The 25,016-nt window shown below is 51.9% G+C and carries 19 protein-coding genes and 1 pseudogene; 12 read left to right on the plus strand and 8 right to left on the minus strand.

The window, feature by feature from the left end; translation table 11 throughout:
- The first annotated feature begins 82 nt into the window (after positions 1–82).
- Entirely contained in the window at positions 83–793 is a 711-nt protein-coding gene (locus DFR42_RS26400; RefSeq protein WP_110258063.1) for a queuosine precursor transporter, read from the plus strand.
- Positions 794–919: 126 nt separating this feature from the next.
- Positions 920–1,228 carry a hypothetical protein gene (locus DFR42_RS26405; protein WP_110258064.1) on the plus strand — a complete coding sequence of 103 codons (309 nt, stop codon included), beginning with the start codon at positions 920–922 and terminating at the stop codon, positions 1,226–1,228.
- 12 nt (positions 1,229–1,240) lie between these two features.
- Here DFR42_RS26405 and DFR42_RS26410 read toward each other — a convergent pair whose 3' ends face one another.
- From DFR42_RS26410 to DFR42_RS26420, 3 genes are read right to left on the minus strand one after another with little or no spacing between them, the layout of a single operon-like run.
- On the minus strand, positions 1,241–1,450 hold the full coding sequence (locus DFR42_RS26410; RefSeq protein WP_110258065.1) for a YgaP family membrane protein: 210 nt from the start codon (positions 1,448–1,450) through the stop codon (positions 1,241–1,243).
- Positions 1,447–4,656, minus strand: coding sequence for an efflux RND transporter permease subunit (locus DFR42_RS26415; RefSeq protein WP_110258066.1), 3,210 nt, complete (start codon positions 4,654–4,656; stop codon positions 1,447–1,449). The genes DFR42_RS26410 and DFR42_RS26415 overlap by 4 nt, the downstream gene beginning before the upstream one ends.
- A 9-nt stretch (positions 4,657–4,665) precedes the next feature.
- Positions 4,666–5,730: an efflux RND transporter periplasmic adaptor subunit gene (locus tag DFR42_RS26420; RefSeq protein WP_170133703.1), complete on the minus strand. Its 1,065-nt coding sequence runs from the start codon at positions 5,728–5,730 to the stop codon at positions 4,666–4,668.
- Between the two features lie 174 nt (positions 5,731–5,904).
- On the opposite strand from DFR42_RS26420, the gene DFR42_RS26425 reads away from it, so the two are divergent.
- Positions 5,905–6,261, plus strand: coding sequence for an ArsR/SmtB family transcription factor (locus tag DFR42_RS26425; protein WP_110258068.1), 357 nt, complete (start codon positions 5,905–5,907; stop codon positions 6,259–6,261).
- 9 nt (positions 6,262–6,270) lie between these two features.
- Here the strand turns inward: DFR42_RS26425 and DFR42_RS26430 are convergent, their stop codons facing one another.
- The gene (locus DFR42_RS26430) at positions 6,271–7,083 is read right to left on the minus strand and encodes a sulfite exporter TauE/SafE family protein (protein WP_110258069.1); all 813 of its coding nucleotides are present in this window, start codon (positions 7,081–7,083) and stop codon (positions 6,271–6,273) included.
- A 344-nt stretch (positions 7,084–7,427) separates the two neighbouring features.
- Here DFR42_RS26430 and DFR42_RS26435 point away from each other — a divergent pair, with 344 nt between their 5' ends.
- Positions 7,428–8,288: an MBL fold metallo-hydrolase gene (locus DFR42_RS26435; protein WP_110258070.1), complete on the plus strand. Its 861-nt coding sequence runs from the start codon at positions 7,428–7,430 to the stop codon at positions 8,286–8,288.
- Between the two features lie 41 nt (positions 8,289–8,329).
- Positions 8,330–9,439, plus strand: coding sequence for a 6-phosphofructokinase (locus tag DFR42_RS26440; protein WP_110258071.1), 1,110 nt, complete (start codon positions 8,330–8,332; stop codon positions 9,437–9,439).
- 22 nt (positions 9,440–9,461) lie between these two features.
- Here DFR42_RS26440 and DFR42_RS26445 read toward each other — a convergent pair whose 3' ends face one another.
- Both DFR42_RS26445 and DFR42_RS26450 read right to left on the minus strand, forming a co-directional pair.
- Positions 9,462–13,082, minus strand: coding sequence for a sensor domain-containing phosphodiesterase (locus DFR42_RS26445; protein ID WP_110258072.1), 3,621 nt, complete (start codon positions 13,080–13,082; stop codon positions 9,462–9,464).
- 149 nt (positions 13,083–13,231) lie between these two features.
- Complete coding sequence (locus tag DFR42_RS26450; protein ID WP_110258073.1) at positions 13,232–14,533, minus strand: hemolysin family protein; 1,302 nt, start codon at positions 14,531–14,533, stop codon at positions 13,232–13,234.
- Positions 14,534–14,747: 214 nt separating this feature from the next.
- Here DFR42_RS26450 and DFR42_RS26455 point away from each other — a divergent pair, with 214 nt between their 5' ends.
- The 3 genes from DFR42_RS26455 (at position 14,748) to DFR42_RS26465 (ending at position 18,726) form a co-directional block, all read left to right on the plus strand.
- Positions 14,748–16,775: a site-specific recombinase gene (locus DFR42_RS26455; protein WP_245937100.1), complete on the plus strand. Its 2,028-nt coding sequence runs from the start codon at positions 14,748–14,750 to the stop codon at positions 16,773–16,775.
- A gap of 110 nt (positions 16,776–16,885) precedes the next feature.
- A complete protein-coding gene (locus DFR42_RS26460) occupies positions 16,886–17,866 on the plus strand; it encodes a tetratricopeptide repeat protein (protein WP_110258074.1) in 981 nt (326 codons plus the stop codon).
- A 230-nt stretch (positions 17,867–18,096) separates the two neighbouring features.
- Positions 18,097–18,726: a YitT family protein gene (locus tag DFR42_RS26465; protein WP_110258075.1), complete on the plus strand. Its 630-nt coding sequence runs from the start codon at positions 18,097–18,099 to the stop codon at positions 18,724–18,726.
- Positions 18,727–18,738: 12 nt separating this feature from the next.
- Here DFR42_RS26465 and DFR42_RS26470 read toward each other — a convergent pair whose 3' ends face one another.
- Positions 18,739–19,761: a GlxA family transcriptional regulator gene (locus tag DFR42_RS26470; protein ID WP_425450907.1), complete on the minus strand. Its 1,023-nt coding sequence runs from the start codon at positions 19,759–19,761 to the stop codon at positions 18,739–18,741.
- Between the two features lie 191 nt (positions 19,762–19,952).
- Between DFR42_RS26470 and DFR42_RS26475 the strand changes: the two genes are divergently transcribed.
- The 3 genes from DFR42_RS26475 to DFR42_RS26485 all read left to right on the plus strand — a co-directional run bounded on the left by DFR42_RS26475 (position 19,953) and on the right by DFR42_RS26485 (position 23,261).
- Positions 19,953–21,059, plus strand: a complete 1,107-nt coding sequence (locus DFR42_RS26475) for an S-(hydroxymethyl)glutathione dehydrogenase/class III alcohol dehydrogenase (RefSeq protein WP_110258076.1) — start codon at positions 19,953–19,955, stop codon at positions 21,057–21,059.
- Positions 21,059–21,967 carry an S-formylglutathione hydrolase gene (gene fghA, locus DFR42_RS26480; protein ID WP_110258077.1) on the plus strand — a complete coding sequence of 303 codons (909 nt, stop codon included), beginning with the start codon at positions 21,059–21,061 and terminating at the stop codon, positions 21,965–21,967. Before DFR42_RS26475 ends, fghA begins: the two co-directional genes overlap by 1 nt.
- Positions 21,968–22,136: 169 nt before the next feature.
- Positions 22,137–23,261, plus strand: coding sequence for a beta-ketoacyl-ACP synthase III (locus DFR42_RS26485; protein WP_110258078.1), 1,125 nt, complete (start codon positions 22,137–22,139; stop codon positions 23,259–23,261).
- Positions 23,262–23,374: 113 nt separating this feature from the next.
- Here DFR42_RS26485 and DFR42_RS26490 read toward each other — a convergent pair whose 3' ends face one another.
- Entirely contained in the window at positions 23,375–24,067 is a 693-nt protein-coding gene (locus DFR42_RS26490; protein WP_110258079.1) for a DUF3334 family protein, read from the minus strand.
- Positions 24,068–24,665: 598 nt separating this feature from the next.
- Between DFR42_RS26490 and DFR42_RS26495 the strand changes: the two are divergent.
- Positions 24,666–25,016, plus strand: a pseudogene (locus tag DFR42_RS26495) (transposase); the annotation flags it as partial.

Genomic DNA, 25,016 nt, shown 5'->3' on the forward strand with positions numbered 1-25,016 from the left:
TTGCGCAACCTGCATGAATATGCCTGAAGACTCTCTTTGCTTGCAAACATAATAACGATAGCGATATTCCAGGATAAATCTGATGACACGTTCACTTGCCAGTTATAAATATTATGACTTTGTTATGGCCGCTTTTGTGACGGTCTTGCTGTGCTCCAACCTGATCGGGGCAGCCAAAGCGGCGCAGGTGACCCTGCCTGTGCTGGGGACGGTCACTTTTGGTGCCGGTGTGCTGTTTTTCCCCATCTCTTATATTTTTGGCGATGTGCTGACTGAAGTCTATGGCTATGGCCGTGACCGCCGTGTGATCTGGGCGGGCTTTGGTGCGGTGCTGTTTGCCGCCATCATGTCCATGGTGGTGCTGGCACTGACACCGGCAGCAGACCCTTTCAATACCGAATACCAGACCCATCTGAATGCAGTATTTGGCAATACCCCCAGGATCATCCTGGGCTCAGTCACGGCCTTCTGGTGTGGCAGTTTTGTCAACAGCTATGTATTGGCCAAGATGAAGCTGGCGATGCAGGGCAGGCATTTGTGGATGCGCACTATAGGCTCGACCATCTGTGGCGAGTTTGTCGATTCCAGCCTGTTTTATGTGATTGCCTTTTATGGTATCTGGTCAGACAGCCAGTTAGTCACAGTCATGGTGGCACAATATATTTTGAAAACCAGCTGGGAAGTTGTCATGACACCGGTGACTTATAAAGTCGTTGCTTTCCTGAAGCGTAAAGAGAATGAAGACTATTATGACAAAGATACCAATTTCACACCTTTCCAATTAAAAGTCTAAGCTGCAAAAACATTTCACCCTGGAAATTCTTCTGGAACTGGAGTGCACCGGCAAAAGTGGGCTGCTAAAGTTTTAGGCAATTTGACCGTTCTAAGAGCGAACAGCCTTACTACAAGCACTTATGTCATGTTTCCATTGAAAGTATTCCGTATCTTCGAGCAAGCCGCAGAAACGCCGCATGCCACCAGCCAGTACCGCCGCCAAGTTTCGCATGGGCAAGCACATGATGGTAAATCTGCCAGTGAGGAAGCCACCTGGCCAGATGTCGAGCGTCGTCAAATTGAAAACCGACGCAGTGCTGATCGCCGCGAAAAACAGCAAGCCATTTTGCTCAATACCCGCAAATTACAAGGCAGGCGAAAAGACCCCGGCCGGCGCCTGAGCGACAAACTCGCAGCACCAAATTCACGCATCCATTTTTCCATCAAGGGCTAGTGCTGCGCCTTCTTAGTTGCCCGCTCTTGCACCGAGCTTGCGCATCATGGTTTCCATCAAGCACCATTTGGTAAAACCACTCTGCAACAGGTTGATGCCCACGAAGGCGGTAAAGGCAAGCCACCATTGGTCAAGAAACAGCGGGCTACCGGGTATGCCCAGCGCCAGACTTAAGAGGATAAAGCAGCCTGCAATGATGCGTACGATTTGCCAACTGGTCATGATGGAGCTCCTTGTTGAAAATCAGGATGGTTTTTATAAGCGCGGTAGTACAACAGGGGTATCACCACCAGGGTTAGCAAGGTGGAGACAAAAATGCCGGAGATCAGCGAAATCGCCAGGCCATTGAAAATCGGATCATCAAGAATGAAGAAAGCGCCCAGCATGGCTGCAAAACCGGTCAAGGCAATCGGCTGAGCACGCGTGATGGCCGAGCTGACTATTGCGTCCTTGAATGCCATGCCTTTCGCCACCTGCACATGGATAAAATCCACCAACAGGATAGAGTTCCGGACGATGATACCCGCCAGGGCTATCATGCCTATCATGCTGGTTGCAGTATATTGTGCACCCAGCAAGGCATGACCCGGCATGACGCCGATGATGGTCAGTGGTATGGGAATCATGATGATCAGTGGCGTCAGGTAAGACCCAAATTGCGCCACAACCAGCAGGTAAATCAAGATCAGGCCAACGCCATAGGCAGCGCCCATGTCGCGGAAGGTTTCATAGGTGACCTTCCATTCACCATCCCATTTCAGGCTGAAACCACGGTAGGGGTCAGACGGGGTATGGATAAAAAATTCATTCAGCTTGCCGCCATCCGGTGCGATGATTTTTGCAATCTCAGCACGCATGGCAAACATACCGTAAAGCGGGCTGTCTATCGCACCAGCCATGTCAGCAAAGACATAGTTGACGGCCAAGCCGTCTTTGTGAAACACGGGCTGTTCGCGCAGAGTGTCAGAGACATTGACCAGCTCACGCACAGGCACCAGTCGCTCCTGTGCTGACCTGACACTCAGACTTAGCAAGCTGTCCAGACTACCTTGTTCAGTTACTGGCAATTGCAATTGTATGGCCGTCGCAAATTTGCTTTGATCGTGCAGATAGCTGGCCGCTTCACCATGCAAGGCAGTACGTAGCGTCGTTACGATGGTGGACTGACTGATACCCAGTGCAGCAGCCTTGCGCTGGTCTATCAGCAAGATTTTGCGTGGCGCACTGGTGATACTACTGTCGTCCACATCCACCACACCTGCCGTCTTATTGAACACCGCTCGTACGGCTTTGGCAACTTGCTGCCTGCCATCATCGCTTGGCCCATAAATTTCAGCCACGATGGCTGCCATCACTGGCGGGCCAGGCGGCACTTCCACCACTTTGACATTCGCGGCATAGCGCCTGCCGATTTCTTGCAGTGCCGGGCGCAAGCGGCTGGCAATGACATGGCTTTGTTCACTGCGTTTCTGTTTGTCTACCAGATTGACTTGAAGGTCTCCGACATCACCACCAGTACGCAAATAATACTGGCGTACCAGGCCATTGAAATTGATCGGCGCTGCTATACCTGCATAGGCCTGGTAATGAGCCACTTCCGGCACTCTGGCCAGGTAAGTACCCAGTTCTCGTAATACTGCTGCGGTTTTTTCTACTGGCGTACCTGCTGGCATATCGACGATGACCTGGAACTCTGATTTATTATCAAATGGCAGCATCTTCAATTGCACCCAGCCAAGCACTGGCAGGATCACCGACATGGCGATGAGTGTAAAAATAGTTAGCGTCAGTTTCCAGCTATTCATGCGTCCCTTGCTTTCATCAAGGAAAGGCCGGAATACCCTGATAAACATACCCGCCAGCGTCTTCTGCCACGGACTCTCGTGTGTACCGCCCTCACCTCTCATCCAGATGCGCGCCAGCCAGGGCGTGACGATAAAGGCTATCGCCAGCGACAATAACATGCCCATGCTGGCATTGATGGGTATGGGACTCATGTACGGCCCCATGAGTCCGCTGACAAAGGCCATGGGCAAAAGTGCTGCGATCACTGTCAGCGTCGCCAGGATAGTCGGGCCGCCAACTTCGTCGACAGCAGCAGGTATGATTTCAGTCAGTGACTTGTCCGGGAAGAGTGTCTGGTGCCTGTGTATGTTTTCAACGACGACGATGGCATCGTCAACCAGGATACCGATGGAAAAAATCAGGGCAAAAAGCGATACACGATTCAAGGTAAAACCCCAGGCCCAGGATGCAAACAGGGTGACGGTCAATGTCAGGATCACTGCCGTACCGACGATCGCTGCTTCGCGCCGTCCCAGTGCAATGAAGACCAGCGCCACAACCGATACAGTGGCGAACAATAATTTCTGTATGAGTTTTTTTGCCTTGTCGTCAGCAGTCTGGCCATAGTTGCGCGTCATGCTGATTTCAACACCATCCGGTATCAAGGTATTGCGTAACTCAGCTACTCGCAGTTGAATGGCATCTGCAACAGCGACTGCATTTTGGCCAGGCTGCTTGCCGATGGCGATGGTGACCGCGGGATACTCAGCAGCATCCTTGCCGGCCTGACCATGCCAGACATAACTACTGCCTGGTAAAGAGCCGTCGACTATCCTGGCGATGTCACTCATGAAAATGGGCTTGCCTGCCTTGACACCAACCACCACTTCAGACACAGCACGTGCATCTTGTAAAAATGGCCCGGCATCAAGGGCGATGCTCTGATTGGCAAGCGTCAGCTCACCAACTGGCGAGCCCAGATTCACTGCTTGTAAGCTGGCTTGCAAGTCTGTGACGGTCAGGCCGTTCGCTGCGAGCTTCGCTGGATCAAGTTCAATATTGATAGCGTGGCCAGAACCGCCTATGGTGCTGATCTGGCGTGTCCCTTTGACCCGTTTGAGGTCGGCTTCCATGCTATGGGCCACCCTTTCCAGATCATAGGCTGCGACCTGCGGATTCTTGCTCCATAGAGTCAGTGCGACTATCGGTACATCATCTATGCCCTTGGGTTTGACAATGGCTTCCAGCGTGCCCAGTTTGGCGGGCAACCAGTCGCGATTACTGTGCACAACATCATACAAACGCACCAGCGCTTCGGTGCGCGGCACACCAACTTCAAATTGCACTGTCATGATGGCCATGCCTGGTCGCGATACAGACATTACGTGTTCGACATTGGCAATTTGTCCCAGGACTTGCTCAGCCGGTATCGCGACTTGCTGCTCTACCTGTGCCACCGATGCACCTGGAAATGGGATCAAGACATTCGCCATCGTCACATTGATTTGCGGCTCTTCTTCACGCGGAGTGACGATGACGGCAAACACCCCAAGTAAAAAAGCCAGCAAGGCCAGCAAGGGTGTTATTTGTGCCGTTTGAAAATATTGTGCGATGCGGCCAGAGTATCCCAATTGTGCAGGCATGAAATCTCCTTAATGCGGCTGGGCTGCAGCCAGGGGATTGATCAGCACTTTTTCACCCGCAGAAACTCCCGCCAGCACTTCCTGCTCACTACCAGAGAGAGGACCTGGCTTGATCTGCCGTAGCATGGCCCGGCCTTGCGGATTGATGACATAGACGGCATGCAATTCTGCCCTGCGGATAACTGCTTTGACAGGTACATACAAACGCGCATCCTCACTTTTCACCATCGCCTTGGCCGGGAATTGCAAGCGTGCGAACATACCTGGCGCCAGTCCATTGAGTGGCGGCAAATCCAGGCGTAATTGCACCGTATGGGTGCTGGCATCCGTTACTGGCAAAATGATGAATTTGTCTACTTTGATGAGGCGCAGTTCTGCAGGCAAAGCGGGGATCTCTATAGTGATTGCCTGATCATGCGCCAGCCTGGCGAGCTGTGCTTCCGGCAGCGTTGCAGTCACCCGCAGGGCCCTGGGGTCAAACACAGCCATCAATGCCTTTCCTGGCGTCACCATATCACCGTGGCTGATATAGACATCCGCGATGCGGCCCGTATAGGGAGCGGTCAGTTTATAAAAACCTGATTGTGTTTGCACTGCGCCAGCCTGAGCAATGAGTGAATTGGCATCTGCTGTCGCAGAATTGAACTGTGCCTCAGCACGATCGAGTTGCGCCTGGCTGATGTATAGACGAGAAAACAATTGTTTCTGTCTTTCATAATCCTTGCTCGCCACTTGCAGGCTGGCGCGTGCAGCCTCGACCCGGGCCTGGCTGGCATTGGCCTGCTGGCTGGCGGCGCTGCCATCCAGGCGCGCCAACATTTGTCCGGCTTTTATGCTGTCACCCGCTTTGACGGGTAAATCTGTAATGGCACCAGACACCTGTGCTGCAATGACTGTTTGCCGTACAGCTTCGACCACACCGTCCGCGCTAATGTTGCCAGAGTTAAGGCTGGACCTGACTTCAACCACATCAAGACTAGCAGCTACGACTTGCGACGCCAGCAAAACAGTCGCCCATACTAGCACTTGCTTCGTTACCAGGTGCGCCAAGGATGTGCAAGATCTGGAAATCATGTAGATAGCCTCGTGAAAAAATGGCATTTTTTGCGGAAATCTTTTGTACTAGCCATAAATAAGATCATGCGCATAATATGCTTATTTGCGCAATTACGCAAATAGTAGATTAAGCATGTACAATCTTCTTACTAGGGGTATGATACAAATATTCTCACTACCACATTGATTGTTATGGACGGATTATCTGATCAGGCATTGATACAGATTGCCCAATATTTTTCGGCGCTGGCTGAGCCTACGCGCTTGCGTATCCTGAATTGCCTGCGCGAAAAAGAACACAATGTCGGTGAACTGGCTGAACGATGCTCCTGCTCCCAGGCGAATGTCTCACGCCATCTGTCTACCCTGGCCAAGCATGGCCTGGTGGCACGCGAAGGCCGTGGTACTTCTGTCTATTACCATATCGCCGATGAATCGATTTATGCCTTGTGTGACCTGGTGTGCGGCAATGTGGCACGGCAACTGGAATCCCAGGCTGCCGTTCTGAATGGCATGAATGGTATAAACAACAACCGTAGTCTTAATTAATCCAGCAAATTAAGCTATTGCGCGATACACCAGGCTGGAGGCGACACAAACCAGCACGGCAACAAAGATCATCTGCACTTTTTTCGGTGACAGACTTACCGCAATGCGCCTGGCCAGCAACATGCCGGCTACCGTAGTCACGACAAACAGGGCCGACAGCGTTAGCGGAAGATGTGCGCCACTCAGCAGGGCCGAACCCACCCCCATGCTACCGACGATACTGACCACCAGCAATGAGGTGGCCACCGCCACATGCATGCTGGCATTGGTGTAATGCCTGAGCATGGGGACGATGATAAAACCACCGCCCACGCCCAGCAAACCAGTCATGAAACCGGACACCGCACCTATGCCTGCGATGACTGCGCCAGTCTTGAAAGTCCAGTCAAACCGCCCGGTACTGCTATTGATACGTGCCATGGCAGCGCGCTTGTCGTCATCACAATCAGGTGAGCGCAACTGCACGATCAGGCGTATCGCCACCACGCCCAGTACCAGGGCAAATACCAGCATCAACGCCTGCTGCGACATGTGCTGAGCCACCCGCACACCCAGCAAAGTGGGCAGGCTGCCAGCAACAGCCATCAGGATGGCAGCGCGGTAACGTACCAGCTTGCGCATCAGGCCTTCCATAGCCCCTATCATGGCGGCACTGCTGACCGCCAGCAAGGCCATGGGCATGGCTTGTTGCATGCTGAAACCCTGGGTGTACACCAGCGCAGGCACGGCCAGTATGCCGCCACCCGCCCCGGTCAGCCCCATGACCAGACCCACCACCGCACCGATGAGTACTACCATCAATTCCGCCATAGATATCAGCATGTCAATAAATAAGCATGAAAATTAGGACTTACGCAAAATTGTCCCAGCAAGGCTAGCGCTCTGGGAAACATCCCCTGTAAGGGATGTTCGTTTCGTCGGCAGACAATATATTGTCTGAAACACCGACTACACCGTAGCGACGAAGACAGTACGAATAGTACGGCTAGGAGCTGCAACGCAGCTGGGGCGGTTTTGCGTAAGTCCTAAATCTAAAAATATGCGCTAGTGTATTCCTTGCTAGCAAGCCCGTCGAGTCAGAACAGACCTTTGAGCCTGTTCATGCATGGCATTGTTAAAATCTGCAACATTTTTGCTATCATTGAGTATGCCCAATCGAGCCCATCATGAATCCTAAAGTACAAAGCTACTTCGATACGCAAACCTGCACGGCTACCCATATCGTGTTCGATGCGCCTGGCGGCCATGCGGCCGTGATAGATCCTGTGCTGAATTACGAACCCAAGTCAGGGCGTACCACGACCCGGTCTGTCGATGAGGTCATTGATTTTCTTGCCACCAATAAGCTGAGCTTGCAATGGCTGCTGGAAACCCATGCCCATGCGGATCATTTATCGGGAGCACGCTATCTGCAGGAAAAAGCCGGTGGCAAGATTGCCATTGGTGAAAAAATCTCGGAAGTACAAAAAGTCTTTAAAGGCCTGTTCAATCTGGAGGCAGAATTTCCGGTAGATGGCGCGCAGTTCGATGTCTTGTTTGCTGCAGACGCAAAATTTTCTATCGGCCAGTTGCAGGCTCAAGCGCTCTCTGTGCCTGGTCATACCCCGGCGGACATGGCTTACCTGATCGGTGACTGCATTTTTATTGGCGACACCCTGTTCATGCCTGATGTGGGTACGGCGCGCTGCGATTTTCCTGGTGGTGATGCCAGCCAGTTATTCCAGTCCATACAAAAGCTGCTGTCCTTTCCGCCTGAGACCAGACTGTATCTTTGTCACGACTACCCGCCTGCCGGGCGTGAGGTTTGCACGCACACCACGGTCGCCAGACAAAAAGCAGAAAACATCCATGTGCGTGATGGCGTCAGCGAAGCTGACTTTGTTGCCTTGCGCAAGAAACGCGACAGCGGGCTGGAAATGCCTTATCTGTTAATCCCCGCCATACAGGTCAATATCCGCGCAGGTGCCTTGCCCGCAGCAGAAGACAATGGCACACGCTATTTGAAGATACCATTGAACGCATTATAGATTTTACTCACGCACAGCTCAGGTAAAAACCAGCAAACACCATGAAAACAAAAATCAGACGGATAGCCATCAGCACCGGCGGCGGCGATGCCCCCGGGTTGAATGCAGTCATACGCTCTGTCGTACTGGCCGCTGAGCTGCGTGGATGGGAATGCTATGGCATACGCGAAGGTTTCAACGGCATCCTGCTGCCTGAGCGTTATCCGCACAACGGCGTGACACGCCTGACGGTGGACCAGGTGCGCGGCATAGGGCATCTGGGCGGCACCATACTGGGCACCACCAACCATGGCAATCCCCTGCGTTTTGCCACCACCATGCCAGATGGCAGTATCAAGGAAATTGACCGCAGTGCAGACATCCATCGTCACCTGAAGCAAATGGATATCGATGCCCTGATCTGCATAGGCGGTGACGGCACGCTGACGATAGCCAATGCCCTGCACCTGCAAGGCTTGCGTGTCGTGGGTGTGCCCAAGACCATAGACAATGATCTGGACAAAACCTTCACCACTTTTGGCTTCGACACTGCCGTTTCCTTTGCCACCGAGTGCATAGACCGCCTGCACAGTACTGCAGAAAGCCATCAACGCATCATGGTGGTGGAAGTCATGGGGCGTTATGCCGGCTGGATAGCCCTGCATTCAGGCATAGCGGCAAATGCGCATGCGATCGTCATCCCGGAAATCCCTTACGACATAGAAAAAATCGCCGCGATGATACGCAACCGCGATACCAATGGCCGCCATTATTCCATCGTACTGGCAGCCGAAGGAGCACTGCCGACGAACGGCCAGCATGTGGTGCAGGAAGGTGCTGCTGCCGGCCATGTGGAAAGACTGGGCGGCATAGGTGAAAGGCTGGCGCATGACTTGCAAAACCTGACCGGCAAGGAAGCGCGCGCTGTGGTGCTGGGTCATTTATTACGTGGCGGTAGCCCAACCGCATTTGACCGTTTGTCTGCCATGCGCTTTGGTGCTGCGGCCGTGCGTGCGCTGGACGAAGGCCATTCCGGCATCATGGTGGCGCTGGCTTTTCCGAATGTGAATTATGTGGCGCTGGAAGAGGTGGCCGGTCGTATGAAAGCCGTGCCTATGGATAGCGATACCTTACAAACTGGCCGCGACATAGGTATTTGCTTTGGTGACTGAAGCAAATAGAATCAGCCAGAAGTCAATGCAAGCTAGTCCTGAAAAATTCCAGGAACTGATCTGGCGGTAAAGGCCTTGAATAATAATAGCCCTGCACTTCATCACATTGTTGCTGCCGCAAAAATTCCAGCTGATCTGCGGTTTCCACACCTTCGGCAATCGTCAGCAGGCCCAGGCTCTTGGCCATGCTGATGACGGCGCTGACGATGGCGCGGTCTTCCGGGTCGCTGGTGATATCGCGGACAAAGCTCTGGTCTATCTTCAGTTTGTAGACCTTGAATTTCTTCAGGTAACTGAGTGAAGAATAACCAGTGCCAAAATCGTCAATGGACATGCGTATGCCGCGCTCATGCAGGTTATTCATGACGGCAATTGCTCCTTGCGGATCATGCATGGCCACGCCTTCTGTCAATTCCAGTTCCAGGCATGCTGCTGGCATCTCAGCCTCTTGCAGGATACGTGTCACCAGTGCAGGCAAATCATAATGGCGGAACTGGACTGCCGACAAATTCACGGCAATCAATAGCTCAGGCAAACCGCTCTCCTGCCATTGCTTCCACTGTGCCACCGCCGTGCGCAATACCCACTCACCTATGGGCAAGATCAAACCGCTGTCTTCAGCCACGGGGATAAACTCAGCGGGCGAAACATTTCCAAGCACAGGATGATACCAGCGCAGCAGCGCTTCTGCACCAAGCACAGCACCGGTTTGCATGGATATCTGTGGCTGGAAGTGCAGCTGGAATTGCTGCTTCTCCAGCGCCTGGCGCAGGGCATTCACCAGTTCCAGATGGCGGGTAGAACGCTCCTGCATTTCCTGGGTGAAGAAGCGGTAAGAGTTTCGTCCCTCACGCTTGGCCCGGTACATAGCGGCATCAGCATTACGTGACAAGGTTTCCAGGTCTTTGCCATCATTGGGATAAATCGCAATACCCATGGAAGCCGTGACGTTCAAATCATATTCACCCAGATGAAATGGTGCATTCACCACCTGCATGAGTTTTTGTACGACTTGCTCTACCTTGTGTTCATTGACACCAGTCAGCAGCAAAATAAATTCATCGCCACCTAGCCTCGAAATCGTATCGTTCTCGCGCATGGTGCTGACCAGGCGTCTGGCAAGTTCCACCAGCATGACATCGCCCAGGCTATGACCCAGGGTGTCATTGATGTCCTTGAAATGATCGAGATCAAAAAAAATCACCGCCAGCGCATCCTGATTCCGCTCGGCCAGGCTCAGGGCATAGCGGGCCAGCTCATCAAGCAGGGTGCGGTTGGGCAAGCCCGTCAATGAGTCATAATGTGCCAGATAGCGGATGCGTTCTTCAGTACGTTTTTTATCGCTGATATCTTCCTGTATCGACAGGAAATTTGTCACCACGCCCTGTGCATTCCTGATGGGTGAGATATGTGCCAGATCAGTATGATCCATGCCATCAGCATAGCGGTTGATGAGCTCGCCTTTCCAGCTTTCACCACGCTCCAGTTGTGCCCACATCTCGGCATACACGTCTGGTGCGGTTTTGCCTGAACGCATGATGCTGGGTTTATGCCCCAGCACTTCAGACAATTGTTTGCCAGCATTTTTCAGGTAAGTACCATTGGCGTATTCTATATTCACTGCCGTGTCGGTAATCACGATGGCATTCGAGCTTTGCTCCACAGCTTGCGAAAGCTTGTGCAAGCTCTCTTCAGACTGCTTGCGCTCCATGCCTATGGCGATCAGGTTGGCTGCCATTTCCAGCAGACTCAAAGCAAACGCATCAGGCACAGAAGGTTGGTGATGATAAATGGCAAAGGCACCGATGACCTTGCGTTCAGTCGAGCGTATGGGCTCGGACCAGCATGAACGCAAATTCATTTTTTCTGCCAGTTGCCAGTAATTTTTCCAGTAAGCATGGGTGGACAAATCAGTAGCAATAGTACGCTCACCTGTGGACAAGGCGTTACCGCAAGACCCTATGCCTGCCCCTATCACCTCGCCCTCGATTGCATCAGTAAAAGCATTCGGCAAACTAGGTGCAGCACCTGTGCGCAAATGCATGCCATCCTTGTCAAGCAGCATGATGGAACACAGGCAATCAGGTAACAGTGATTCAACCTTCAGGACGACATCCTGGAACAATTCTTTTTGCGTAATATTGGCAGTGATGCGCTCCAGCATATAGCTGCGCAACTCTTCCATTTGCAAGGTATGCTGGCGCGCAGCTTCCAGTTCGAAACGATTCAGGACATGGCTGACATCGGTAGCAAATTCCATCAGCAAATCCTGCACCGCTTCGTCAAAGGCGTTTTCATTATCTGTATATAGATTGAAGGTTCCCACCACCTTGCCATTCTTGAGCAAAGGCAGGGCTGCAGAAGCCCGCCAGCCCTGTTTGGCACCACGTTCATGCCAGGCCGCAGTCAGGTCATCATGCAGGAAATCCTGGCACCAGTAAGGCCTGTTTTCCAGATAGGCCAGGGCACTAGGGCCAAGACTGACGGTTGCATCAGGGTCGACTGTAATATGCAAACCTTCAAGATAGCCAGCACCAGCGCCAAAAAAAGCCACTGGACTGAGCACTTGCGTGCCCTCGGCTACCAGACCTATCCAGGCCATTTTCAAACCACCTATAGTGACAGCGTCTTCACAGATGCGTGGCAATAAATCGTCCTTGTTTTCCAGTCGAAGAATAGATTGATTACACTGGTTCAGGGCATTGTATAGCTTGCTCAGCCGTTCGCTTTTCTTTGCCGCCAGATTGCGTGCTGCATCTATTTCTGCCAGCTTGGCCTGAGTGACGGCCAGCCAGCCCATGATGCTTTCTTCCCTGCCGGGTTTGACCATGACAGGCGTATTGAAATTGCCAGTACCGAGATTGATCAGGGTAGCGGATACTTCACGTATATTGCCACCCAGGCTGATGTGCAGGGAACGATAGGCGCGCCAGAGCAGGCCTACCAGCCAAATACCGAGAAAAATAAACAGCATGCGCACTTTCACGGCAAACTGTGCAGCATCTTCTACCAGGGCAATGCCGCGTTTTTCCATCAGATCACGCGCCTCGGCGATCGGGCGCAGGATGGCCAGTTTGGCAGCACGGTACTGCTCGTCATACAGGAGCTTGATGGCTTCTTCTCTGGTCGCCTTCAGATCGGGGCCGGGGGTTTCAATCAAGCCCATGGCGCGGTACTCGATGGCGGTAAGCGCATCAGAATTTGCCTTGGCCTGTTCCAGCAGGTTGAATTCTTCCTTGCTGATACCGGTTTTACGAATCAGATCCATCAGGGGGACGCCGCTGGCCTGCCCGGTAGCTTCCGGCAACTGGGTCTGGCTGGCGGGTACCAGGTCCCAGAACAAATTCTTGCTGAGCGCAGGCCGTGCCAGCTTGCCATTACGCACATCAAGAATATGCTGGTAATATTTTTTATAGACAGGGTCACCCGTCACCACATAGGCACGCACCATGCGCGTCAGGTCTTCAGAACTTTCGTGTAATTCTATGGACAGGGCCTGGGATTCAAAACGCAGGTCATTCAGGCGGTCTACGGTTTTTTCAGAATATACATACCAGCCAAACACCAGGGTAAACACAGCAAACACCACCAGCGTCAGCCAGAAGCTGCGCGCATAAATGGATAAACTGTTCTGGGATGTCATTGCATCAGTGCTTTCAAGAACCGGGCAATAAAAGCCAGCACAAGGCTGTGCTGGTCTGGGGTGGGACTATTCTAAAACAAGTTTCTCCTGATGCAAGCACTAAATGCTGCAGGTGCTGCCAGTTGCTGCAGGGTGTTGTTAAGTGTAGCTTATACCTCGGATTTTGGATGTATCCTGACCAGGATGATGCGCGGACCATTCATTTTCTTGACGACAGCATCAAAACGGTCAAATTCAACTTTTTGGCCCTCAACCGGCAAGTCACCCAGCTTATGCATGATCAGGCCACCTATGGATTCAACCTCATCACTGTCGACGTCAAAACCCAGCGCACTGCCCAGGGTGAACAAAGGCAGGCTGCCCTTGCCTATCAGCGTACCATCATCCAGTGAAGTCCAGTCATTTTCATTCTGGCGGAATTCATCGCGTATCTGACCGACCAGGGCGCTCAGCAAATTATCCAGCGTCAAGAAGCCCACTGGCTTGCTGCCGCGTACACCCACAATGGCGAAATGCGGTGCCCCCTTGCGGAAACGGCGGAACAATTCCAGCGCAGGCATGGTAGGTGGCACGAATTCAACCTGGCGCAAATGCTTGCTCAGGTCTTCCAGCGGCTTGCCCGCCTGTTGTGCCAGGAACAAGTCTTTCAAGTGCAACATGCCCAGCACGGTTTCATCATCGTCATCGAAATAAGGATAACGGCTGAAGCGGTTGCGCGACGCGGTTTGCATGTTTTCTTCCAGCGTAGCACTTTTGTACATGGCCACGACTTCATTGATGGGGCGCATCAGGTCAGAAATTTCCAGGCCGCCAAAGTCCAGCACCTGGGCCATGATGCTCCATTCATCGCGGGTTTCTTTCTTGCCGCCATGGCTGCCACGCAGGATGAGCTTGAGTTCTTCTGGCGAATAATGGGCGTCGCCACCATGTTCTGTACTCAGGCCTATCCATTTCAAGACCTTGTTGGAACTGAAGTTCAACGTCCAGATGATGGGATACATGCTCCAGTAAAACGCATACAGGGCAGGCGCAGTCCACAAAGAGACGCGCTCAGGCATGCGTATCGCCATCGATTTAGGTGCAAGCTCACCAACCACAATGTGCAGGAAAGAAATGACAAAGAAGGCAAAAAAGAAAGAGATGCCGTGTATCAACTCTGCCGAATCAATACCAACCAGGGAAAATAGAGGATGCAGCAAGCGGGCAAAGGCGGGTTCACCTATCCAGCCCAGGCCCAGCGATGCCAGGGTGATACCCAGCTGACAGGCGGATAAATAGGTATCCAGGTGTTGATGCACCGTGAATAGGAGGCGGCCTCGCAAACCTGAAGTTTTCGCAATACTGCGCACCCTGGTCTGCCGCAACTTCACCAGACCGAATTCTGCCGCCACGAAAAAGCCATTCAACAAGACCAATAACAGGGCAGCCAGCACCAACAATAAATTATCCAACGCTCAACCTTTGTAATGAACACCTCGACACTTTAGACTAAATTGCCTCTTTTTGCATGCAAATGCAAAGGCTTGTCGCCTATGCCTCTTGAAAATTCAGCAATTTGCCACACCTGTTTAAGTTCTACGCGCCATGGCGAAAGATTGCCTGCGCATGACAAAACCCGTGAATTACGTTAAAAGCTTATGTTCATGGCATTTTGAGGAGAAAGGTTTGAGCTTAGACAGTGTTTTAGCGGAAATTGAAATCCGCCTTGGCGAATATCCTGCACTCAATGATATCCAGCACCTGCGTGACCTGATTGCAGAAATTCGCCCCAAGCGCCCACAAGACATCACACGGGCCACCGATAACCTGCGCGCCCTGTGCTTTGTGTTGCAAAATAAACCCGCATGGCGCAAGGCGCTACGCTGCTATCTGGTACAGGTATTGACCACGCGCAAGCTGGTGCATTTGTTCACCGATCTGGGCATTACCCAGAATATTGGTTTCTGGTCAGCCGCCAGACAAAGGTTTTTCAATAAATTTTTACCCCCGCTGGTCAACGACGCCTATATCAAGGATGTGTTTGGCCAGTTGTTCCATAAAAAAACTGATCATATCTGGATCAATGGCGTGGCAGACCAGGCCTGGCTGGACTTGTTGCAGGCCATAGGTTTTCGCACACCGGCACCACGCACGACGTATGCAGCACTGACCTGTGAAATACTGAGTGCAGTGCAGGTGCTGTCTTACCGCGTCACCAATATCGGCCTGGAAGCCGAGTTGGTGCGCAATTATCCCGATATAGAGAAATTCGAATCGCCCTTCTTGCGCCAGAACGATGCCATCAATGACTATGTGATTTGCTATAGCAAATGGCTGGCAGACAAGTCATGCGAACGCGAAGACAGCAAGCATATTGAAGTCTTGCTGACGCAGTGTGAAGACATCACCAACCGCATACGCCGTACCGCATCACTGCAAGGTGTCTCTGTCAGCCTGACGCGATTGCTGCTGCAATTGATGCAAAGCATAGCGCGCCTGCGCCAGTTGCTGGACATACTCGACAGCCGCAGCACCGAACATGCGGCCAGCATAGGCATCACGCTGTTCAAGGAATTGTCCATCGCTGAGAACCACAACCAGAGCCTGCGCAAACTCATGCAAAGCAATACCGAACTCCTGTCACTGCAAGTGACAGAAAGAGCTGGTAAAAGTGGTGAGCATTATGTGACCAATAACCGCTCAGAATGGCTGGAGATGTTGCGCTCTGCCCTGGGTGCTGGTTTCATTGTCGGTTTCATGGCGCTGATCAAGATATTGTTTGGCACGCTGGCGCTGGCACCATTTGGTTACGCAGTGTTATACAGCCTGAATTATTCTGGCGGCTTCATGCTGGTGCATGTACTGCATTTCACCATCGCCACCAAACAGCCTGCCATGACGGCTGCCTTGCTGGCACGTGCAATTGATGGCGGCAAGCAAAAACTCGATGAACTGGCAGAGCTCATCGTCAAGGTATTGCGTTCACAATTCATCGCCATCATCGGCAATGTGGGCCTGGCCATTCCTACTGCGTATGGCATAGCCTGGGCCTGGGTTGCCATCACAGGCAAGCACCTGGTATCACCAGAAAAAGCCGCGCATCTGCTGCATGACATTGATCCCTTTGCCAGCCTGGCTTTGCCGCATGCGGCCATTGCTGGTGTCTGCCTGTTTTTGTCAGGCCTGATTTCAGGCTATTACGATAACAAGGCCAGCTATGCGAACATCCCTGAACGCCTGCGCCAGTTGGGCTGGTTGCAGCGTCTGCTGGGTGAAGCACGCCTGCTACGCGTCACCACCTACATAGGCAATAACCTTGGCGCGCTGGCGGGTAATTTCTTCTTTGGCATCATGCTGGGCACAATAGGGCAACTGGGTAGCTTCTTTGGTTTGCCGATAGACATACGCCACATTACTTTTGCCAGTGCCAACTTTGCCTTCGCCCTGGTGGGTCTTGACAATGTCATGAGCTGGCAGGTGGCGGCCTATTCATTGTTTGGCATTATGTGCATAGGCATGGTCAACCTGGGTGTCAGTTTCAGCCTGGCGATGCTGGTGGCCTTGCGTTCACGCCGCGTCAGTTTTGGCCAGGGTGGTTTGCTGACGGTATTGCTGTGGGCACGCTTCAAGGAGAGCCCACGTGATTATTTCTTCCCAGCCAGGGATGTCAAAACAGAAATTGAAAACGAAGTAGAAACGGAAAAGAAAGAGTGAGACTAAGGCGGCCTTAACTACCGCCCTCGTTGCTGTTATTGTAGCTGCGTCAGTCAACCAAATGCCTGGCGCAGCGTTTACATCGGATCAACCTTTTTACGGGGTAATCCATGAAGCTCATACCTGCGCTGCTTGCCAGTGCTATCGCCTTAATCGCTGCACAAGCCGTCAGTGCCCATGAATATGATGGCTTGATGAAAGCAAAAAAATACGCAGAAGCAGAAAAAGCAGCGAATGCCAAATTAAGCACGGACGCCAATAATGCTGACGCCTTGCTGGTGAAAGCAGAATTGATACTGGTAGAAGGTAAAACCGAAAAACTGGACGAAGCGGCAAAATATGCCGAACTATGCGTCAGTACGCATCCACAACTTTCTGAATGCCATGAAATGCTGGGCAATGTGCTCGGTACCAAGGCGCTCTCAGGCGGCATGCTGGCTGCCATGTCGTATGCAGGAAAAATACGCGACGCCTATATCAAGGCAGTGGAACTGGACCCAAAAAATTACAACGCGCGCAGCTCACTGCTGCAATATTATTTGCAGGCACCGGCAATCGCTGGTGGTGGCAAAAGCAAGGCACAAAACCTGGTCATAGAAACTGCCAAAGTAAATAGCGCTGCCGGTAATTTATTGCAGGCGACTATGGATCTGGCAGACGATAAATTTACCAATGCAGAAACAGCTGCCCTCAGTGCCATCCCCGGCAACTCGGAATCCCTCAGCAGGATGCAACGTGGGGTGTTGTTCAACATAGGCGCAAGCTATGTACAGCAAAAGAAATTTACCGATGCCGAGCGCGTATTTGGCGAAATACAGCAGCGCTATCCGGATAAATACCAGGGCACTTATGGCATGGGCCGCTCCCTGCAGGAGCAAGGCAAACACAAGGAAGCTATCAGCTGGTTTGAAAAATCCCAGGCACTGGAAGCGAGCGCAGCAGTCCATTATCGCCTGGCACAATGTCTGCAAGCGGTGAATGATAAAGCCCGGGCAATTTCCAATTTTGAGAAGGCAATCAACTTCAAACCTGCGCTCAGCAAAAAATTGCGCGCAGATGCAGAAGATCAATTAAAGGCTTTGAAAGCATAAGCAGCTTACGACAGCTTGCAATAGCTTATGTAGTTTCTTCCAAAATATAAAAAAGCATGACTTGATCGTAACAAGTCATGCTTTTTTTATGCGCAGATGAAACTCATGTTGTAAAACTGAACTGGCCTGTTTGATGCAAGTCAATGAATACAGGAATGCGCTTGCCAGCATGATTTAATGCAGAAACTGCGGCGTACAATTCCTGTATATTTTCTTTCTCCTGTGCTGCCATGAAAACCGCCACTGTCTCAAAACGCTTTATTCCGCATAGCTTGCTGGAAGACGTGCTGGCCATCTTCACTGGCACTTTACTGGTTTCTCTTGGGGTTGCCCTGTTCAATCAGGCTGGCTTGCTGACAGGTGGCACGGCCGGGCTGGCTTTCTTGCTGCATTACATCACTGGCTGGTCATTTGGCGCGGTGTTCTTTGTAATCAACCTGCCGTTTTACTGGCTGGCCTGGAAGCGTATGGGCTGGCGTTTTACGCTCAAGACTTTTTGCGCCGTGGCATTGGTATCAGTATTCTCCAGCCTGCATCCCAGGCTTTTGCACCTGACAACAATGACGGCCCTGACACCCTTCTATGTTGCACTGACGGGTGGCTTGATGATGGGGGTAGGCTTCATCGTTTTATTCCGCCATCAGGCCAGCCTGGGTGGTATCAATATCCTGGCCCTGTATATGCAGGAAAAACGCGGCATACGGGCAGGCAAATTGCAAATGGGCGTAGACTTTATCATCGTACTCGCTTCGCTGGCCGTGGTAACCCCCATGGCCTTGCTGGCTTCTGTCATTGGTGCCTTTGCGCTGAACCTGGCGATCAGCCTGAACCACAGGCCAGGGCGTTATATGGCGATGTGACGAGTATTAAAATCAGAGCAGCGCAGCTCGATATTGCGTTGGTGACATTTGCAGGCGCTTTTGAAATACCTTGCGCAACTGGTCATCACTACCAAAACCACAGCGTGCTGCTATCGTCTTCACGGGCAAGGTTTGTTCAGACACATCGGCCAGCAATTGCCGGGCAAATTCAAGGCGTGCAGTCTCAATAAATTCGGTAGTGCTGACACCTACTTCATGCTGGAACAAGCGGGTGAAATTGCGCAGGCTCATGCCTGCCATTTTTGCCAGTTGCGACACGGGCAGGCGCTGATGCAGGTTGGATAATATCCACTGTTGCAATTCACGGATATTGGTTTGCGCCGTTTTCTGGCTCATCAGATGCGTACTGAATTGCGACTGTCCGCCAGGACGTTTCAGGTACACCACCATGTCGCTGGCAACTTCCAGCGCCAGTTCATGGCCGCAATCATCTTCCACAAAGGCCAGCGCCAGATCAATACCCGCAGTCACGCCTGCAGAAGTCCACAGATTGCCACTGCGGATAAAAATCGCATCAGCGTCTACCTGTACGGCAGCAAAATCATCCTGCAATTGCTGGGCAACACTCCAGTGCGTAGTCGCATGTTTGCCATCCAGCAAACCCGTCCTGGCCAGGAAAAAAGCGCCGGAACATAGTGCTGCCAGACGCTTGATTCTGGGTGCCACTTCAGCCACCCAATCAATGATGGCCTGATTGTCTTCCAGCGCCTGTTGTATATGCCGCGAACCAACAATGATGGCATCGTCGGGCAAAGCCAGGGTATTGATGACCTTGCTGGCTTCCAGGCACATCAGAGTATCTGAGCGCACCAGTCCCAGGTGCGCCGCCGCAATCTTTACGTCGTAGGCAGCAGGTTTGCCCTGACGCTGCAAATGGATATTGGCATATTCAAATACCGACATAGGGCCTATCGCTTCCAGTGCCTTGAAGCCGGGGTAGATAACGATATCTACCGTGCGTGCTGATGCGGGTCGTTTGAGCATGCCCGGCTTTGTTGCTTTAATCGACTTCATGATTAGCCCTGGCGCAATAAAATTCAATAAAGCCCTCATCATAATTGAAACAGCAGCATCCGTCTTTTTAAGCCATTCTTAATGCCATATCGGCCATACATATAAAAATTTGACAGAGCGACTGCGCTTTAAAGCACAATCAGCAAACTTATTTTAGTGTCAGACCAAGACCCACCATTTAAAGGACAGCCATGAAAACCAAAGCCGCCATCGCCTGGAAAGCCGGAGCACCACTGACGATAGAAGAAGTTGAGTTGCAAGGCCCGCAAGCTGGTGAAGTGCTGATCGAAGTCAAGGCCACCGGTATTTGCCATACCGACTATTACACGCTCTCTGGCGCTGACCCTGAAGGCCTGTTCCCCGCCATCCTCGGCCATGAAGGTGCAGGCGTTATTGTCGATACCGGCCCAGGCGTTACCAGCGTGCGCAAAGGCGATCATGTGATCCCGCTGTACACACCAGAATGCCGCCAGTGCAAATTCTGCCTGTCACGCAAAACCAATCTGTGCCAGGCGATACGCTCCACCCAAGGCCGCGGCCTGATGCCGGATGCAACATCGCGCTTTTCGCTGGATGGCAAGCCGCTGTTCCATTACATGGGTACATCGACATTCTCCAACTACATCGTGGTGCCGGAAATCGCCGTCGCCAAGGTGCGTGAAGATGCGCCTTTCGACAAGATTTGCTATATCGGTTGTGGCGTTACTACCGGCGTTGGTGCCGTGGTTTTCACGGCGAAGGTTGAAGCTGGTGCCAACGTTGTGGTATTCGGTCTTGGCGGCATAGGCCTCAATGTCATACAGGCTGCCAGGATGGTTGGTGCAGACAAGATCATCGGTGTAGACCTGAACCCTGCGCGTGAAAGCATGGCGCGCCAGTTTGGCATGACCCACTTCATCAACCCGAACGAAGTAGAAAACGTCGTTGACCACATCATCCAGTTGACCGATGGTGGCGCTGATTATTCCTTCGAGTGCATAGGCAATACCAAGGTCATGCGCCAGGCGCTGGAATGCTGCCACAAGGGTTGGGGCAAATCCATCATCATCGGCGTGGCTGAGGCTGGTGCAGAAATCTCTACCCGCCCCTTCCAGCTCGTCACTGGCCGCGAATGGAAAGGCTCAGCCTTTGGTGGCGCCCGTGGCCGCACTGACGTACCAAAAATCGTTGACTGGTATATGGAAGGCAAACTCAATATCGATGACCTCATCACCCACCGCCTGCCGCTGGAACGCATCAATGAAGGTTTTGACCTCATGAAGAGCGGTGAATCGATACGTTCTGTGGTGTTGTTCTGATGACGCAGCGCGTATCCAATGATGATGCTGCAAACAATGCAGCAGATGACGCAGAAGAAGTGACCCTGCTGAGCCAGCACGCCTGCCACGGCGGCGTGCAACGCTTTTATCAGCATGACTCTGCCGAGATAGGCTTGCCCATGCGGTTTTCAGTCTACCTGCCGCCACAGGCCATGGCAGGCGAGACGTGCCCGGCCATTATTTATCTGGCTGGCCTGACCTGCACTGAAGAAACCTTCATGATCAAGGCTGGCGCACAAGCCATTGCTGCACGTGAAGGCATTATCCTCATCACACCAGATACCAGCCCGCGCAATGCCAACATCCCTGGCGACAGCGATAACTGGGATTTTGGTGTGGCTGCCGGTTTTTACCTGGATGCAACGCAAGCGCCGTGGAACAAGCATTACCGCATGCACAGCTACATCGTCGCGGAACTGCTGCCCATGTTGCTGGCCAGCCTGCCCATGGACAAGTCGCGCGTTGGCATCATGGGACATTCCATGGGTGGTCATGGTGCCCTGGTACTGGCCTTGCGCCATCCTGAGCTATTCAGCAGCGTATCGGCCTTTGCCCCTGTCGCCGCCCCCAGCCAGTGCCCCTGGGGACAAAAAGCCTTCACCGGCTATCTGGGATCAGACCAAACTGCCTGGGCCGAGTATGACGCCACCGCACTCATGCAAAAGCAAAGCCAAGCTCCCTTCCCCAAAGGCATTTTGATAGACCAGGGATTTGCCGACAAATTTTTGGCTGAACAACTGCATCCTGAGAAATTTGCCCAGGCCTGCGCTGCTGCCGGCCAAGCACTGAGCTTGCGCTATCAGCCTGAATATGACCATGGTTACTACTTCATCAACACCTTCATTGAAGACCATTTGCTGCACCACAAACAGCAATTGACTGCCTGATCCTTTCATTGCCGCACTAAAGAGTGCTTGTTCCAGACGCACCAAACTGGAACAAGCACTCTATTTCTGTGCGTTTCTCGTTTAACTGTCATCTTTATTGTGTAAAATCGAGCGACTTCGTCGCGCATTTTTGCGCTTACTTCAGAACGACATAACCAGAAAGCAAGAGATGAGTAAAGTAGTCATCAGCGGCACCGGCCTGTACACGCCATCCCAGTCCATTTCCAATGAAGAACTGATCGCCAGTTTCAATGCTTATGTCCAGCAACACAATACACAAAATGCCGCCGCCATCGCCAGCGGTGAAGTAGTCGCACTGGAAGAATCCAGTGTCGCCTTCATAGAAAAAGCCTCAGGCATCAAATCCCGCTTTGTCATGAACAAGGAAGGTGTGCTCGACATCAACCGCATGGTGCCGCACCTGCCAGAGCGCAGCGATGAAGAACCATCCATCATGTGTGAAATGGCCGTCGCTGCCGCCACCCAGGCACTGGAACGCGCAGGCCGCACTGCGGCCGATATCGATGCCGTCATTTGCGCCGCCAGCAATATGCAACGTGGCTACCCTGCCATGGCAGTAGAAATCCAGAATGCCCTCGGCATAGACGGCTATGGTTATGACATCAACGTCGCCTGCTCATCTGCCACCTTTGGCATACAGGCAGCCGTCACTGCCATCCAGAGTGGCCAGGCCCGTGCTGTACTGGTCGTTAATCCTGAAATCACCAGCGGCCACCTGAACTGGCGCGACCGTGACAGCCACTTTATTTTTGGTGATGCCTGCACCGCCATCATCGTAGAACGTGCAGACCTGGCCACATCCAAACACCAGTTTGAAATCGTCGGCCTCAAGCTCAAGACTCAGTTCTCAAACAATATCCGCAACAACTTTGGCTTTTTGAACCGCGCTGATGAAAGCGGCATAGGCAAGCCAGACAAACTGTTCCGCCAGCAAGGCCGCAAGGTATTCAAGGATGTCTGCCCCATGGCAGCCGCCATGATCACCTCCACCGTGGAAGCTGCCGACATCGCCATCCCCGATGTCAAACGCTACTGGCTGCACCAGGCCAACCTGAATATGAACCTGCTCATCGCCCGCATGATTTTGGGCCGCGATGCTTCACCAGAAGAATCACCAACTATTCTGGACACCTATGCCAATACCTCATCGGCAGGTTCCATCATCGCTTTCCACAAATATCAGGATGACCTGCAGGCAGGCAATATAGGCGTGATCTGCTCGTTTGGTGCAGGTTACTCCATAGGCTGCGTGGTAGTTAAAAGGCTGGGCTGATCCGGCTTAGCAAATAAGCACCGCAAGCAAAACAAAAGGCCGCATCTGCGGCCTTTTGCTTGTATACCCACACCAGGCGGGCAAAACTGAACTCTACCTATTAGATACTTAAACTACATACCCAGAGACTTCAGCAATTCAGAGTTTTCATCGTCATCATCATCCGCTGCAGGGGCAGCAGATTTTTGTTCAGACGCCTGCTCAAAATCCAGCAGTGCATCAGCGTCAGTTACTTCATGCGCATCAAAGTCATGCAGCTTGATGAACTCTGTCCTGTCTATCGCCAGCTCCAGATAGAAGATATTGTTTTTCTCAGTGAAGAAAGACACGCGGCGCAACTCTGGCCTGTCCAGCGGCGTATCCACACTCAGCATGACCTGCTTGGTCAACACCAGCATCTTCGGCTGGTTCTGCGTGATATTGGTCTGCAATTCGCGACGCACCTTGCCGGTGAAGTCACCGACGATCTGGTTCATCAACTCACCCAGGATATTCGCCACTTCATCCGAGGTAAAAGAAGACGCCAGCTCAGACTTGGGCATGCCCATGTTGAGCATGTATTTCTCATAAATCTCCAGCGCCGTATCGCCATCAAAATTCAATACGACCAGACCAGAGAAACCACCATCAAACAAGACAAAACAACCGATATCCGGTTTCAACCCTATCTTCGTGATGCGCTGCACCATGGCAGAATAATGCACCTTGCTATTCGTGGCGACATTCAACACCCGTATCACCGAGTTACACAAACTCGTCAACAAATCCTCTGTCCCGTACACTACGCTGGTTTCTTCCGTGGCCATGACCAACTCCTGAATTTGTTACATGAAAATCAATCCACCCGCCCGCTAAAAGCAGCAATATCCTGCTCTACCAACCCCGGCCAGATGGAGACACCGCATCACCCATCCGCAAACGGCCAAGGCAATACGAAACACCGCTAAAGACCAGCCACCCACGCAAGGGCAACAGCAAAGTCTGTTCGAATATTGAAAGAATACTGAACCCCCAGCGCCCCGTCTACATGTTTCATGCGATGAGGGTGATTTGAGGGTTTTCGGGTGGGGAGGAATCAGGTGAGGTGTTGCTAATTTGCAAGCACTAAACATTATTGAGCGCTACAAGCAATAGCGAGGCATGCAGATTCTTTTTGCTTCACTAAGAGTCGATAAATTTGCAAAAATTCACATAAATACATATTGACCCATATATTTATTGCAATTACCTTTAATCTATCTAATTACACCTTTATTTTTTAGTTTTTTGAAATAAGTATTTCTTGCTCACGATATCACAGTAGAGATTCAAATATTCGCGCTGTTGCATTATCGCAATAAACCTATCTAAGAAGCTATTCGAGATCTTATTGTAAACAAAAAGAATATTGCGTAAACTTGGGTGATGAGAAAAGTCTACCCAAGTGATATCAGTCGAGAACAGTTTTCGAAGATAGAAGATATTTTGCTGAGCGCACGCAAGAAAACCAAGCCGCGCAAAGTGGATTTATATGATGTGTTTTGCGCGGTATTATACGTGTTGAAAAGCGGCTGCCAGTGGGACATGATACCGAGCGACTTTCCTCCCAAAAGTACGGTGTACACGTACTTTAAGCAATGGAAAGAGAAGCCGTTGGGAAGTGAGTTAAGCCTGCTGGAGCAGGCATTAAAAAAATCAGGTTGGCGCGGCCCGTACCAAACATGGTCGGAACGTACACAGCACCTTTTTGATCGTTGATGCCCAGAGTGTCAAAAA

The sequence above is a fragment of the Undibacterium pigrum genome (genome assembly GCF_003201815.1).
In the GTDB taxonomy this organism is placed as follows: Bacteria; Pseudomonadota; Gammaproteobacteria; order Burkholderiales; family Burkholderiaceae_D; genus Undibacterium; species Undibacterium pigrum.

Bases quoted from the DNA above. Each gene is read 5' to 3' on its own strand.
- DFR42_RS26400 (WP_110258063.1), top strand. From the start codon at position 83: ATGACACGTTCACTTGCCAGTTATAAATATTATGACTTTGTTATGGCC.
- DFR42_RS26405 (WP_110258064.1), top strand. From the start codon at position 920: ATGTTTCCATTGAAAGTATTCCGTATCTTCGAGCAAGCCGCAGAAACG.
- DFR42_RS26410 (WP_110258065.1), bottom strand. From the start codon at position 1,450: ATGACCAGTTGGCAAATCGTACGCATCATTGCAGGCTGCTTTATCCTC.
- DFR42_RS26415 (WP_110258066.1), bottom strand. From the start codon at position 4,656: ATGCCTGCACAATTGGGATACTCTGGCCGCATCGCACAATATTTTCAA.
- DFR42_RS26420 (WP_170133703.1), bottom strand. From the start codon at position 5,730: ATGATTTCCAGATCTTGCACATCCTTGGCGCACCTGGTAACGAAGCAA.
- DFR42_RS26425 (WP_110258068.1), top strand. From the start codon at position 5,905: ATGGACGGATTATCTGATCAGGCATTGATACAGATTGCCCAATATTTT.
- DFR42_RS26430 (WP_110258069.1), bottom strand. From the start codon at position 7,083: ATGCTGATATCTATGGCGGAATTGATGGTAGTACTCATCGGTGCGGTG.
- DFR42_RS26435 (WP_110258070.1), top strand. From the start codon at position 7,428: ATGAATCCTAAAGTACAAAGCTACTTCGATACGCAAACCTGCACGGCT.
- DFR42_RS26440 (WP_110258071.1), top strand. From the start codon at position 8,330: ATGAAAACAAAAATCAGACGGATAGCCATCAGCACCGGCGGCGGCGAT.
- DFR42_RS26445 (WP_110258072.1), bottom strand. From the start codon at position 13,082: ATGACATCCCAGAACAGTTTATCCATTTATGCGCGCAGCTTCTGGCTG.
- DFR42_RS26460 (WP_110258074.1), top strand. From the start codon at position 16,886: ATGAAGCTCATACCTGCGCTGCTTGCCAGTGCTATCGCCTTAATCGCT.
- DFR42_RS26465 (WP_110258075.1), top strand. From the start codon at position 18,097: ATGAAAACCGCCACTGTCTCAAAACGCTTTATTCCGCATAGCTTGCTG.
- DFR42_RS26470 (WP_425450907.1), bottom strand. From the start codon at position 19,761: ATGAAGTCGATTAAAGCAACAAAGCCGGGCATGCTCAAACGACCCGCA.
- DFR42_RS26475 (WP_110258076.1), top strand. From the start codon at position 19,953: ATGAAAACCAAAGCCGCCATCGCCTGGAAAGCCGGAGCACCACTGACG.
- fghA (WP_110258077.1), top strand. From the start codon at position 21,059: ATGACGCAGCGCGTATCCAATGATGATGCTGCAAACAATGCAGCAGAT.
- DFR42_RS26485 (WP_110258078.1), top strand. From the start codon at position 22,137: ATGAGTAAAGTAGTCATCAGCGGCACCGGCCTGTACACGCCATCCCAG.
- DFR42_RS26490 (WP_110258079.1), bottom strand. From the start codon at position 24,067: ATGGCCACGGAAGAAACCAGCGTAGTGTACGGGACAGAGGATTTGTTG.